A 14,344-nucleotide genomic window follows, 5' to 3' on the forward strand; every position below is an offset into this window, starting at 1 on the left:
TGTACTTGTTCTCGTTGCACTTATGTTCGTTGTACTTGTTCTCGTTGCACTTATGTTCGTTGTAGTTGTGCTCAGTGTGACCCATAGAAGGTTAAGATGGACGCTGGTTAGCTATGTTGTTCTGTATTAGTGAGGCACTTGGGCTTGGAAGTCATTCCGGCTAGATTGATCGGCGTGGTAAAAGACCACATCGCCATCTTTCACAGGCAACGATCTGCCGCGATCATCCACTTGGTTAGAATTGAAACCTTCTAATCGCCATTGATTCATGAGTGGTGCATGGATGTATTGCAGATGCGGAGCATCGGTATTGCCATTGCGTAACGTTTCCAGATTGAAGTTAACCACGATATACCCATTTTTCAAGAATACGTCTGACTTCTCATCGAGTACATTTTGTCTAGCTAGCGGTACAAGATCGGTTCCCTTTGGCACAGCATACACATCGGCAGGCAAACTATACTCGCCATACCAGCGCTGAATTGCGGCATTGGCTCGATCTACATTCACAGTAGCGGGAATATTGGTCTTTGGCCCGATGAGTGTACGGATAGATGCAGGCAGAATCATCCAATCGTAGCGGCCTACCCATGTTTTCTGGTGTGAAATCTGGTCGACCAGTTGAACCATGTATTCTGCCAGCGTCGTTTGGTTACGTTCCTGTGCCGTTAGTTCATACGTATATCGGTAACGCGCCGTATCTCCAAGTTCCGTACCCGGTACATTTCTTAGTCGTGAGTTCAGCACAACGAAACGTTTTTCTAGATCCTGCGGCGATCCGATCTGGATAAGGCGTTCCTGTCCACGGTGGTAGTAGAGATCCACGGCCTGTCGTGTAGTGCCATCCTTACTAACAAAATCAAAGGTAGGTGTAATACGAATGCCATCGGTTGTGCCAAACATATTGCCTTTGGTCTTCAGATCGAATTTGACATGATAACCCGTTTTCACCGCGATATTCCGGAATCCCTGCACAGGATGACTACCCGGACGAATAGGTAGCACAAATGGTGCAAGATTCCCTCGGGGATCTCCGTCAATCCCGTTTATCCCTGTCCAGTAGCTGACTCCACTAGCTGCCGAGCTACCCATTTGTTTACGAAATACATTTTCCCAGTTATAGTCCGAGATGTCGGTCACGTGAAAATCATATAACCGCCCAATGACTTCCACAGGTACTGTATCTGTAGCTACATGGTGAGCCAGATTGGTATTGGCATCGGGTTGTGTTGTAAACATCGAGGGTGCATTTTCCGCAATATTTTGGAACTTCACTTGATAATGTCCCTCATCGACCCATACGGGCAGGTAGAACTGGGTATCTAATTGGTTCACCGGGATATCTACCCACGTTTCCGCAGGGATGAACTGGCTTCGATCAGCATTGTACACATCAAAGGGAAACTGAACCTGTTTGATCCGAAAATACTTAGCATAATCCCGGTTGCCATATCCCGGATAACTGGCTACGTCCAAGTGTTGTCCCGAGGTTGGAATACGCACGATAAAGGGACGCTCTAGGATCAGTGCAGAACTGCTCGGGTCAGGCACCGTTTTCTGGTTATGCGGCTGATCATCCGAAACCCACGAATAATTTACGACAGGCGTGTGAACCGTGACGGTATTAATCCCAGGGATGGGCAACACCTTATTCCCCCCGCCGTTCACGTTGCCCGGAAGCAGGTTGTAAAAGATTTCACCAGAGCTCGTTGTATTGGCTTTGTTCAAAAGTGTGCTGCTAATCATGTTATTGGGCGTATAAAGAACATCTCGACCAATCGGTGTTGGATCAGGAATGTTCGTTGGGGTAGGGCCGTCTTTGGTCGCTTCCGCATCGTCCATAACCTTATTGTTGTTAAATATGACGAGGTCGTTATTAACTTTACTCTGAGGCGTATTCGACTCGGCCATGCCTTTTAACAGTGAAGTATCATCCGGTACATCCGGTGGTGAGTTTAACCCGCCTGTTCGTTTCGGTGGTGTGTATGAGATTGCCGCCGTTGGTGCGGGCTTGACATGACTTTCCACGGCTTCATCATTTTTGGATTCCAGTGTTGGCGGCGTGTAGCCTGAAGGCAACATGGTGACCATTGCACCCGGGAGGGCATAGTTCTCCATGGTTGCTTTAGCGATGTTGTATACTTCCAGTTTGTTGATTTTCCAGTACGAATAATCTCTTGTAATCTGGAAGCTGTACGGTTTAGTTACCGTGTCACCTGTTTTCACGGGTGGCCCAGGAGAGCACTTCCCTTTGGGCGGGCAAACCTCTGGACCAGGGATCGTCCATTCTCGCTCATAGGTGAGGGTGACATTACAATCATACGTTGTCTTCCCCGTCATACGTGCCCAGGATTGGTCGAATAGATAGTTGTCCGCAATCGCATTGGTATACAACGATTCGGAAGTCGGAATGCCTTTGAGTACATCGAATCGCTCAACGTCTCTGTTATCTGCTTTGATCACTCCATGAGCATTCGGATCCAGGTCACTCTTATTCATCGTTGTCCCCTGTGAAGGTGGACCGATATTAGGTGTACACGAACCACCACCACCACCTTGACCGGGGTCTTCTGGCTTATCAGGGTCATGGTACTTGGCATAAATTTTCATTTCAGGATACTTATAGATTTCACCATGAAACATAACATTCCATCCGTTATACCATCGTCGTACTAGGCCATTCTCATTATCACTAACAACCTCTCCACCAGGCGTGGCATTGTCGAATGTAGCAAGAAATTCAAAGTTGAGAATTACATTAGTTTTATTTGTATCATCTATAGATAGATCACGAACACTATTTACTTTAGCAATTTGCATGCAGTCTTCCGGGCATTCCCAGTATGACAAATCTTTGTTGTTTACAATGACCTTAGCAAGTTGTGACATCTCAAAATCAATCCCAGGTAACGTAGGGTTTGAGAATTTTTCCTGGAAAGTTGAACCCACAGTAATAGTCCTTTCCGACCAAACCATATTCGTATTAGAACCATGTTTCCATCCTGAGGTTGGAACATTACCAGCTGATCCGAAAGTCCACTCGCCACTACTAGGAGGAAAGGAATCATTGTTGGACTTTAAAAAATATCGTTGACCTTTATAGTCATACATCCAATACTTTCCGGATGGTGCACGAAACCATGCAAAATACCCTCGATATTGACCATTTGCTTTAGCTGAAAGTGTAATCTTATCTCCTTCGATATTCCCAACGTTCCACGATGTATCGCTAACTTTAGTTAAGTTTTTCACCAATTTACCGTTGAGGTCGTATATTGCAACGGAAGAAGCAACGGAATCACCTTTCTTTGGCACATTGACAGTTGAATAAGTTAATTTACTCAAGGGAATGTAATGATTCTTCTTATCATCTACCTTCCCAATATCACCATAAAGTCTTACGTCTCCAATAAACTCATAGTTGCTAGGGACGGCTGCATTCACAATTGTGTTATATCCAAAATAATTCGTTATGGTGAGAAGTAGATAGCTCACCATAACGAGTAATACAATTTTTTTCAACGTATAATCACCTACTGATGATATTCTGGATTCAGTTTACCTTGGTATAGTGTAATAAAAGTTCCCTGCCAGTTGCCCATGCCACCAAACATATATCGGAAAGGCTTGTCCGATATAAAGTTAGTTTTAGGAAACAGTGTGCCAGTAGCAAAAGTAAGGGTTCCATATGAAATTTCAGAAATGTCTAAAGATGAATGGAATTGTTCATACTTCGGATTCCAAGGCATAATTCCATATGATCGATTTGGCTGTTTAGGACTTGTAGCATTTTTTTGTATTTCATACCAATCGTCATTTTGAAATGTCATTCTGCAAGGAAATAATTCTTTAACGTTCATTTTGCCAGATATTTTGGTCTCACTAATCCCCATAACAGCATATCCATCCGAATCAAGAAGCTTGTAATACCTACTATTATCAGCCCATGCATACTCTGTATCTTCAATTATTTTACGGTTCGGATCTTTGGGATCGGCAAGGTCAATAGCAACGAGCTTCGTGATTCTGCAGACTGCCTTGCCATTGGGCGATGTACTTACCATAGCCTTGTTATTGAATGCTTTTCCATTGAAGGAATCACTGAAGTATCTCGGTAACATCGTCATGATATTTGTATCATGCCAGAGTAGTTCCGCAGCAGACACTGCATACTTATCAACGGGTAGTTTTGTCCCTTTCTTAACCGAGAGCACACGTTCAATTACAGTGATGGCTTGGGCTCTTGTTGTACTGCCTTCTGGAGCGATCACTCCAGGGGAAGTACCGGATATTAAGCCGTTTTTGGTTGCCATATACATCCACTGCGTTTTCTCTACATCACTAATACCGATTGCTCTTACAGCTACTTTTGACATTTCTTCTCTGCTAATTGCTTTTGTCCAGTTAGAATCGCTAAAATCATCAGATTGATATATTCCTTCTGCTTGTGCAGTGTTAACGTACGGTGTATACCACGAAGCACTTGCGTTACTACTGACCTCTAAACCCAACGCAGAAACTAGCATTTTGACGAATTCAGCACGAGATACATTGTTGTTAGGGAGGAAGGTACCATTAGGATAACCATCTACATAACCACGAGTAAGTGCGCCATTAATGCTTTTTTCTGCCCAATGTCCAACAATATCTTTAAAATTTTTTTCTGACAGACTCAGTGTAGATTGTAAGTTTTGATTACTTGAGTTCGTTGTAACCTCAGCATTAAGAGGTGAAGCTACGTTTGTTTGTTTTAGGTCTAACTTTACTTGAGCTGTTTCTATTAAATTCCCAGTACCTCCAATTCCCCCGACAATCCCCGTTAACAAAGCTAAAGTCGTAATCCCGCCAACAATCATCTTTTTCATGCTTACTACTCCTCTCGAATCTTTGTTTTTCGTTCTGTGGTATGTACTTCTTTCTACCAGATACTAAATTTGACATAATAATCAATATTCTACCATGTGCATTTAGTTCAATGGTATTGTTTTTCAGAAATATTCATCCAACAGAGTCTTTTATCTCCTTCCTGAGACCTATGAACCCTTAAAAAAAGACAAAAAAGGCCACGAATCCGTAGATTCATAGCCTTATACTTTAAGGTGTGGGTCTTCCTATGTAATTTGAAAAAATAAAACTAATCCAAGGATAACCGATTTCCAATCATTTGAAAAGGAGTCATTTGTATCTTTCTTAAAAAGAGACATTGATCCGAATAGAAAAATTCGTTTCTCAGTATAAAAAAACAAGGAAACAGCACATATCCAGCTGGATTTTAAAGGAGTCCGTGCTGTTCATTAAGAAGGAAAAAAGATCGTGGCCGAACGTTAGAAGAAGATCCTTAAGGCGGTCATCATCTCTCGAAAAGAAGTAGCATAGCGATCTGGTGAAAAGGAAATGCTCATATGCTGCCGACCTTGTGTACGAATGCGTTCTCGTAGCTTGGTGTTTTGCATCAGGTCAATGGCCTCCGATACAGCAGTGTTCACCTGACCGATGGGGTAAAACTTGCCTGTTTTGTTGTGTGTAATAAATGAACGTACGCCATCTGAGTCCGTGCTGAGTACAGGACATCCACAGCTTATCGCTTCTGCCACTGCATAACCGAATCCTTCAAGGAGGGAAGTAGATAACATCAACCCACCGGATTCCGCTGTCATGGAATAGAAAGTAGGCATTTGTGAATGGGGGACGTTGACGAAAATTCCTATACGATCCTCAAGTCCTTTTTCTGCCAACATGTGCTTGAAGAATACTTCATCCTCAGGATTGGCAAGTGTGGGATCATGGAACATCCACATTCTGGCGCTGGGAATTTGGCGAATAATCTCACTAGAGATGTGCAGATATTCTTGCCAATTTTTATTATGTTCTAGTCGGCCAACCCAGGCGATAACCGGATAAGGAGGTACATCCACCTTAAGTGGACTAAAGGTCTGTGTATCCAGCATATTTGGGATGACAAATCGATGTAGCCAAGGGCAGATGTGGATGAACATTTCCAACAAATGATCGGTAGGAGGAATAACAGCAGCATCACAGTAGGCCTGCAGGTAGGGAATAGCCATTTGAATCGTTTCCAGTGCTTGATCTCGAGTGCCGAGTCCTTGGGCTTCAAAGATAATCCGTCCATCATAGCCTAATCCTCTAAGCCTACCAGGCATGGATATATCTGAGGTGACAATAATGGCATCATACTGATGTTGATCCAGCAGTTCCTTAATTTCGGCATCACTGGAAGCGGTAAATACAGGAGTGCCGGTGCCATTTTGTAATCCAGAGCCTGGGTACAGGTATAACACATGTGCTTCTATGCCATGACGTTTCAATACGGCTGTGCGTAGCCGATTCAAGGTGTCCACCCCACCACTCGGCACAAAAAATGTGAATAAAACTTTCACAAGGTTCACCTCTGACTATTGTGCAGGATTGTACATGTGTCTTCCTGTAATCTGCACAGATTGTTATCATATCCTTGGCAATGGGGATAACTGCTCCTAGGGTATGGTACGTTTCCCTAGAGCACAGGGTGTGGGTGAATGTAGCCTTATTCACATTTTAGACATATTTTTTTAAGCTTTCTTTTAAGGAACATTAAGCTAGGTTTAGGGTATTGTAGCTATCCTTGAATAAACATCCCGTGTAGAGCCGTCAGCAGATCGAACGATGGTACACGGGTTATTTTGAGTGTGAGTTCAAAAAATGGACTTTTTGAGCAAACTCTTTGATGGGAAAGGATGAATGATGTGCTCGAAGTGAAACAAGTTAGTAAAGTGTATGATGGACAACGTGGCGTACATCAACTCGATTTCACAATGGAGCGCGGAGAGATCGTGGGATTTCTAGGTCCTAATGGTGCGGGGAAAACAACGACGATGCGTATGATAACCGGATATCTGCAACCAACGACAGGATCGATCACGGTAGATGGCGTGTCTGTGCATGAACAAGGGAGAAGTGTGCGATCGAAGATTGGTTATCTGCCTGAGACGCCGCCTCTGTACCCGGACATGACTGTGCAATCGTATTTGAAATTCGTTGCGAATCTAAGAGATGTTGCACCACGTGAAGTGAAGCTGCGCGTTAGTGAGATGATGAGTAGGCTGGGTCTACAGGGCCGTGAAAAACAAATCATTCGTGGATTGTCCAAAGGGTACAAGCAGCGGCTTGGACTTGCTGGAGCTATTATCCATAAGCCTGATCTGCTTGTATTGGATGAGCCAACATCTGGACTCGATCCGAATCAGATTATTGAGATTCGCGATCTTATTCGTGAGCTTGGTGAGAATCATACTGTACTGCTCAGCACACATATTTTGCCAGAAGTCAGTGCACTCTGTAACCGTATGTTAATCATCAATCAGGGTCAGCTTGTTCTTGACGGTTCACCGCAGCACTTTGGCTCGGCGATGGGAGATCAATTTAAAGTCGCTATTGAAGTGAAGGCAACCGAGGAACAGTTACATAACTTGCTTACTCCTTGGGAGAAAATTCGGAGTGAGGTTATACCACCAACTGGAGTGGAAGGTGAGCCAGATTCAGGCACGGTGAAAATGTTACTTACGGGCGAATCCTCCGAGGATTTCCGTGAAGAGTTATTTTACTTATTGTCTGGAGCTGGACTGCCAATCCTGGAGATGAAAAAGGAAAATCTAAGTTTGGAGCAGATATTCTTGAAGCTTACGACAACAGAGACACAAGCAGAAGTTGTATCGCAAGAAGCGGAGGACAGTCTTGCTGGTGCGTCTACTACAGGTACAGAGCCGAGTGTGAATCAGACAACAAGCGTTGATCCGAAGCCAGATTTGGTGACAGACGACCAACAATCCACGGAAGAGTCAACAACGGTGCCTGATAAGTTGCCTCATGCCCAGAAGGAGGAGGGCTCCAAATGAGACGAATGATGGCGGTTTGTAATAAGGAGCTTCAAGCCTATTTTCTATCACCAACATCCTATTTTGCGTTTGCGGTGTACGTCTTGATGACAAGCTTGTTGTTTTATTCGAGCTTTGTATATTATCAACCCAGCATAGTGGATTATCGCCTCGTGCTTGGTGATACATTATCCATGCTGTTATTTGTAGTTCCTTTATTAACGATGAGACTTGTGGCAGAAGAGTTTCGACAAGGTACGGATGAATTACTGTTAACCTCTCCCGCACGCGTTACGGAGATTATTTTCGGTAAATATTTGGCTTCGCTCGCCATACTGGTTGTGCTTATTCTATGTAGCTTGGTATATCCGTTCATTATGTCCTTCTTCGGAGAACTCGATCTGACCTCGGTATGGTTGTCAGCCTTAGGTTTGTTCTTCTTAGGCAGCAGCATGATGGCGATTGGACTGTTCGCTTCAACGCTATCTCAACATCAGATGGTGTCTGCGGTAGCTGGTTTTATTATATTGCTCGTATTGTGGATGCTTGATTCATTTGCAGGTAATACAGGTTCTACTTTGCAGCAATGGCTTGATCCATTTGCACTAACGAATCGCTTTGACAGCTTCACCAAAGGTGTGCTCAGTGGTCCGGATATTTTGTACTATGTAACGCTTTCCGGTGTATTTCTGCTGTTAAGCATTCAAATTGTAGAACGAAAACGGTGGAGGTGAGAAGATGAAAAAATGGTTAAGTCATACCAACAGCACCGTATTATCAGTAGCGGTCATTGGCATCTTTATTTTGCTAACGCTATTTCTGAATTCGCTTGGAGGATTCCAACTCGATCTAACGTCCAACAAACAATACACCTTATCTGATCAGACGCTTACTGCCATCAAAAATGTGAAAGAAGACGTCAATATTCTGGTGTTGACCGTTGAAAATGTGAATAATACTGTCCTGAATCGTGAAGTGTCGGATATGGTACAGGAATATACGAAGCGTAATAGCAAGCTGAAGATGGAGCAATATAATCTGACGCAGGAGCCGGCGCTCGCTTCGAAATATGGAATTACAGGCAGCTCTATCATTCTAGAGCAGGGAGATCAGCATAAGGTCATTGATATTGCGAGTTTGTTCACAGCCGCAGGTGATGGAAGCGATGGATCTTACCAATTTACAGGTGAAGAAAAGCTAACTCAAGCTTTGATGAATCTATCCTCAACGGAGATGCATAAAATGGTCTTCCTGACCGGGCACGAGGAGCTTGGTTTGGATCAGCTTACAACACTGCGTTCAGCTTTGGAGCAGAGCAACATCACAACAGAGGAGTTACAGTTGAATCAAGCAGGGCAAGTTCCTGAGGATGCTGATGTGCTTGCCATTATTGGACCACAGCGTGACATTAGTGATTCCGAGCTGAAAGCCATTCGTACCTATCTTAGTAATGGCGGTAAGCTGCTGCTATCCCTCGGATTCCATGAAGATATGAAGTCGGCTTGGAAGAACATTGATACGCTTGCCGCTGACTACGGTGTAGTGGATGAACATGCCGTTATGGTGGATCAACAGCAAGCAAGTACAATGGGGCCTTTATGGGTTGTACCTGAGTATGGATCTCATGCCATCACGGATAAATTAGCCGAAAGTAAGCTATACCCGATGTTATCTCTGTCCATTGCGTTGACGAGCAAAGAGCAAGACAAATACACGTTGTCTCCGCTTATGCATTCATCGAATGACAGTTATGGGGAGAAGGATATTGCTGGTTTACTACAAAATGAAACCTCTAACGATCCACAGCAAGATGTACAAGGTCCTGTGGAGCTTGGATATGCAGCAGATACGACAGATGGAAAACCCAAAGCGGTCATCCTTGGTTCCTCCATTTTTATGCAGGATTCAGAGATCGCCAATGGAGGTAACCGTGATTTTATTTTGAATGTGACGAATTATTTAAGCGAGAAGCAGGATGGATTAACGATCAGACCTCGTATACAAGCTGGTTACCAAGTGGCATACCTCAATGGGGAACAAGCCAGAGTCATATTCTTCGTAGCGCTTGTCGCATTCCCGCTCGTCTTTGTGATCATTGGCGTATTCTTATGGTGGAGGCGTAGACGTGTATGAAAAAATGGATTCCAACGATACTTGCCGTAGTGGTTCTACTGGTAGGCTGGATGTATGCAGCCAGTCAAAATTATTTTCGAGAAGAAGCAGCGGAGCAGGTGAAATTGCTTGGGATTCAAGCTGGAGACATTGCGGCAATTACGATTCATAGCCCAACGACTGAAGAGAACAGCACGGCAAGCCAAGAGACCTCACAACTGAAACTGGAGCAAGGGGTCTGGCAGATGGTTGAGCCCAAAGCTTATCCTCTGAATGGCTATGCCGTAAGTAACTTGCTGGATGCTTTAAGCGCAGCGGATCAGGATCTTATCGTTGAAGAGCATCCGAACAATGTAGAGAAGTATGGTTTAGGTGCTGAAGCTGCAAGGTTAGAATTAGAGCTCAAGGATCAGCGTAAAATTGAACTTCGAATTGGCGGCCAATTGCCAGCCGATGATGCCCGTTATGTTCGTGTAGATTCAGGGGCTGTTGTCGCAGTTAAAAGTGAAACGATAAGCGGAATCGAGTTGTCACGACGAGAGCTACTGGATACAACTCCGTTTAACCTCGATGAATCGAATGTGCAGTCTCTGGACTGGGAAGGTGAAGCGTCCACATGGATATTAAAATCAACGGCACAAGAGGGTGCAGTAGAGAAACAGTGGACATTCAATGGAGCAGAATTAGAAGCAACCGATGCGGTCTCACTGATCAGTAAAATAAAAAATATAACAACTGCCGATGATGTGCGCCCAGCTTCTGACCTGAAAAACACCGTACCACGATTTACATTTATCGTGGAACAGAATGTGAATGGACAGACGATTTCAGATGTATATCGGGGGCTTACGGTTGCTTCTGACCCTGACCAGATCTGGGTAACTACTCCGGATGGTGAATGGGCTTACGCTCTCCGGGCTGATACGTTAGAGGATGTGGAAAATTCCGCTGAGGCTTTAAAAAAATAAATTATCTGAATACTTATCTGAATATTAAAGATTGATCTAAAGGTGCTGCAGAAGTTGCAGCATCTTTTTTTGTTTTTTATATAAGACAAGAAGCTTTATTAGATCATCAGAACCACCAAAAATGGAGGTTCCATATCCTTTCAGGATACCAGTGTGCACAGAAGCGCATCCTATCTTTGTGACCAAAACCATAACCCATTGGAGGATGAGACATGCCAACAGCCAAAAAGGCGAAAGCGATAACCTTATCTTTGACGAGTGCAATTTTTGTAATGGCGGGATTAACAGGTTGCGGTACAAACAAGGATACTAATAACATGCACTCCCAAAGTGTGCGTCAAGAAGCAAGGGGTCTGAACCGTTACGGTGTAGAAACGAATGGAATGGATGGTATTCGCGCCAACAATTATCGAATGCACAACGTCACCAGTCTTAGATCAAGTGATGAATTAGCTAAACGTATTACAGAAATGAAAGAAGTTAAGTCAGCTAACGTGTTGTTAACGGACCGCAATGCTTATGTTGCTGTACGATTAACTGACGGACATGCAGGCAAATTGGGGAGTCAATCGACTCGTGGAAATATGAGAGGCATGAGCGTTCGTCCAAACAGTACGATGCGCAGTGAAAGTATGAGCGAAGATATGGGTGGTCTGCGCGTTCATGGTGGGGATGGAACAATGTCTCCGTATACAACAAGCGGTATAGCACCAGGGCTTAACACCGGTGATGCGACAGATCGCAGTCACATGGGTAATGATCGTGGCCTTTACGGTACGATGGGTACAGGAACCGTTGGCATGATGCGTGGATTGACGAATAGTGGCAAAGCGCGCACGATGGATGAAGGTCGCTATGGCGCCAAAAGCGAGGGGAACCGAATGCATAGCTCGGATGATAATACCCCGGAAGAGATCAAAGGTAAGATCGCAGCCAAAATCAAGCAATTTGCACCTAACGTCGAAAATGTCTATGTCTCGGCTAACCCGGAATTTGTTGAGCATGCAGAATCGTATGCAACAGACATTCGTAACGGTAAGCCAGTCCGTGGCATGATTGATACCTTCTCGTCGATGGTGGAACGCATTTTTCCAACCAATGCAATGAATCCGAATCATCGTGATGGCATTCTTGGCGATGGTACAATGGATCGCAACAACAACCGTGATGGTCTTATGAATCATAATTTCCGGTAATCAGAACGATGATACAAATGTGCCTTTGTGTAGATGCTCACATCTAGTGCAAAGGCATGTTTGTTATGTACATAATTTCTATAATGAATATGCACTACTTGTATTCGAGCGATATATGCAAATTAATGCCCATTTTTCTTATAAAACTGAACCATCGCCCTTGACCTGACATAAGATGAGTTGACTGTATCCCCTTAACCTTGTTACACCAACACAACCCGAGCAAGGAGGGGTGAACATTGAAGGGTATCGATCATAAAAGTAAATTTTTGTTGACCCACCGTGAACGCGAAGTATTCGAGTTATTGGTTCAAGACAAAACGACGCGTGACATCGCAGGGCAGTTATTCATCAGCGAGAAAACGGTGCGTAACCATATTTCGAATGTGATGCAGAAACTCAATGTTAAGGGTCGTTCGCAAGCAGTTGTAGAGCTGATTAAGCTCGGAGAACTGAAGATTTAGTTGCGAATTACAGTTAAGGTTAAGTAGCAGCATGAAAGCCTTTCTCTATTCTTTGTTATGAAGAATGGGGCAAGGCTTTTATGCTGTGCGGTACTCTCACAATGATTTTCAAAAGTTATACTGATCTATGTGCTTATCTCTGTTTTTAATTAAGATCTGCTCCAGCTGAATGTTACCCATGACTTGGCAAGCAGACATAACTCGATCATATTGACTCAAGCTCATATTTTGAACAGCCTGTTCCAGAAAGCCTTCGATCGGTTGCCATAAAGTAAGGCAATGGGGAGAATCAGCACCATAATAATACATAATATCAATACAGCTCTGAATAATATTACGTCCCAATCCAACTCTATACCAACGATCTTCTTTTATAATGAGTGGAATAAGAGATTCCATCCACAAAATTGCTTCTTCAAACTGACCATCGGTGATGAGCTTTTCAGCCAAGTTAGATGCCTGGTAACAGTATTGATGATCATTTCCGGCATTTTTCTCAATTGCAGCAAGTTTTCTCATCACTTCGATCTCACCCTCAATGTGTTTCCGGTTTCGTTCAATATAGAGTAGCTCAGTCAGGTTTTCTGAATTCCAGCACGTCTGTTCCGCAATCCATAAATCGACAAATGTTGAATGATACGTCATCTCGAGCAGATCTTCTGACAGGCGAATGCAATCCGAAAGGTCAGCAGTATCTATATGAAAAAGGTGTTGCTCTCCAATTCGATTAGGCTCAAATCCACAGATAGTATCGAAGTTGGCCTCTTTTGCTTGGGAAAATAGTTTCTGATCTTCATCTCGGTTGTACTGCTTCAGCAAGAAAACACAGTAATACAATACTTCGCCTATACCCTGATAGCTGCTTGTCTGCCGATCTATGATTTCATTCATTAGTAGTCTTCTTACAATCGACTCATAATGCGGCGCATGCCGATCTTCCCGATGATAAATAGCCAGTAGTACTTTGAAGCGATTGGTATAATTCGCATCTCTTTTTCCATACGTAGCATCTTGCTTCTCCACATAGTCGACCTGTGAAAAATCACCTGTTTCACCCATTAAGTGATCCAACATCTCATGGTATGGAGCCATCATTTGAAGCAAAACCTGCTTATGATCTGTTTTCATTATGTACTCACCTTTTTATGGAGTTTACAGTGTTGCTTCATAAATTCTTTCCATCGTTTCTTGGAAAAAGGCTGATAAAACAACTGCTCCAATGTCTCGAACTGTCCTTCATTCAGAGATAGAAATATCGCTTTTTTTGCAATTTTGGCACAGGGTTGAGATGTGCTTCTTGTACTCCCTATCTTATGTCTAACTGGGACATGGAATTGCATTAAATCGTGCAGACGATCCCATCCTTCCCAGCTTAATCGGCCTGTGCGCTTCCAATCAATCGCGTATAACACATAGTAGGGTTTATATTCACTTTGCCTCTCAGCAATGATCCATAAGGACGGGATGATCTTCTGCTGCTGACGTTTATTCATGATAGGATCAACTCCTTTGTGCAAACTCATTGTTTCAATATAAGGGGTCTCTGGAGATGAAACAAGTGAGATAGAGTATGTTCTCTGGATATGAAAAATGAAATTTAGGTTGCGATGATCTACACCAGAAAAGTGAAGGAAATCCTCTTGATTTACAGGTCATCGTTGTTTAAAATGAAGGTGTAAAAATAATTTTCTTAAATCAATAAAATAATATAAAAATAATTTTCATGAGGAGAG

The 14,344-nt window shown here is 43.4% G+C and carries 11 protein-coding genes; 6 read left to right on the forward strand and 5 right to left on the reverse strand.

Annotated features, from left to right (window positions below; genetic code table 11):
* Positions 1-126: 126 nt before the first annotated feature.
* The 3 genes from J2T19_RS17710 to J2T19_RS17720 all read right to left on the reverse strand — a co-directional run bounded on the left by J2T19_RS17710 (position 127) and on the right by J2T19_RS17720 (position 6,398).
* Entirely contained in the window at positions 127-3,522 is a 3,396-nt protein-coding gene (locus tag J2T19_RS17710; protein ID WP_307218006.1) for a DUF5704 domain-containing protein, read from the reverse strand.
* Positions 3,523-3,533: 11 nt separating this feature from the next.
* The gene (locus J2T19_RS17715) at positions 3,534-4,865 is read right to left on the reverse strand and encodes an S-layer homology domain-containing protein (RefSeq protein ID WP_307218008.1); all 1,332 of its coding nucleotides are present in this window, start codon (positions 4,863-4,865) and stop codon (positions 3,534-3,536) included.
* 459 nt (positions 4,866-5,324) lie between these two features.
* A complete protein-coding gene (locus J2T19_RS17720; RefSeq protein ID WP_307218010.1) occupies positions 5,325-6,398 on the reverse strand; it encodes a glycosyltransferase family 4 protein in 1,074 nt (357 codons plus the stop codon).
* 345 nt (positions 6,399-6,743) lie between these two features.
* Between J2T19_RS17720 and J2T19_RS17725 the strand changes: the two genes are divergently transcribed.
* The 6 genes from J2T19_RS17725 to J2T19_RS17750 all read left to right on the forward strand — a co-directional run bounded on the left by J2T19_RS17725 (position 6,744) and on the right by J2T19_RS17750 (position 12,611).
* A complete protein-coding gene (locus J2T19_RS17725; RefSeq protein ID WP_307218012.1) occupies positions 6,744-7,892 on the forward strand; it encodes an ABC transporter ATP-binding protein in 1,149 nt (382 codons plus the stop codon).
* On the forward strand, positions 7,889-8,605 hold the full coding sequence (locus tag J2T19_RS17730; protein WP_128103352.1) for an ABC transporter permease subunit: 717 nt from the start codon (positions 7,889-7,891) through the stop codon (positions 8,603-8,605). Before J2T19_RS17725 ends, J2T19_RS17730 begins: the two co-directional genes overlap by 4 nt.
* Before the next feature lie 4 nt (positions 8,606-8,609).
* Positions 8,610-10,004 carry a GldG family protein gene (locus J2T19_RS17735; RefSeq protein ID WP_307218014.1) on the forward strand — a complete coding sequence of 465 codons (1,395 nt, stop codon included), beginning with the start codon at positions 8,610-8,612 and terminating at the stop codon, positions 10,002-10,004.
* Entirely contained in the window at positions 10,001-10,951 is a 951-nt protein-coding gene (locus tag J2T19_RS17740; RefSeq protein ID WP_307218016.1) for a DUF4340 domain-containing protein, read from the forward strand. The genes J2T19_RS17735 and J2T19_RS17740 overlap by 4 nt, the downstream gene beginning before the upstream one ends.
* 212 nt (positions 10,952-11,163) lie before the next feature.
* Entirely contained in the window at positions 11,164-12,147 is a 984-nt protein-coding gene (locus tag J2T19_RS17745) for a YhcN/YlaJ family sporulation lipoprotein (protein WP_307218018.1), read from the forward strand.
* A gap of 239 nt (positions 12,148-12,386) precedes the next feature.
* Entirely contained in the window at positions 12,387-12,611 is a 225-nt protein-coding gene (locus tag J2T19_RS17750) for a helix-turn-helix domain-containing protein (protein ID WP_017692532.1), read from the forward strand.
* Between the two features lie 108 nt (positions 12,612-12,719).
* Here the strand turns inward: J2T19_RS17750 and J2T19_RS17755 are convergent, their stop codons facing one another.
* Together J2T19_RS17755 and J2T19_RS17760 are read right to left on the reverse strand one after the other, a co-directional pair.
* Positions 12,720-13,739, reverse strand: coding sequence for a hypothetical protein (locus J2T19_RS17755; RefSeq protein WP_307218021.1), 1,020 nt, complete (start codon positions 13,737-13,739; stop codon positions 12,720-12,722).
* Entirely contained in the window at positions 13,739-14,104 is a 366-nt protein-coding gene (locus tag J2T19_RS17760) for a hypothetical protein (protein WP_307218023.1), read from the reverse strand. Before J2T19_RS17760 ends, J2T19_RS17755 begins: the two co-directional genes overlap by 1 nt.
* Positions 14,105-14,344: the final 240 nt, after the last annotated feature.

Origin of the sequence: Paenibacillus tundrae, from assembly GCF_030812775.1 — a bacterium.
In the GTDB taxonomy this organism is placed as follows: Bacteria; Bacillota; Bacilli; order Paenibacillales; family Paenibacillaceae; genus Paenibacillus; species Paenibacillus tundrae_A.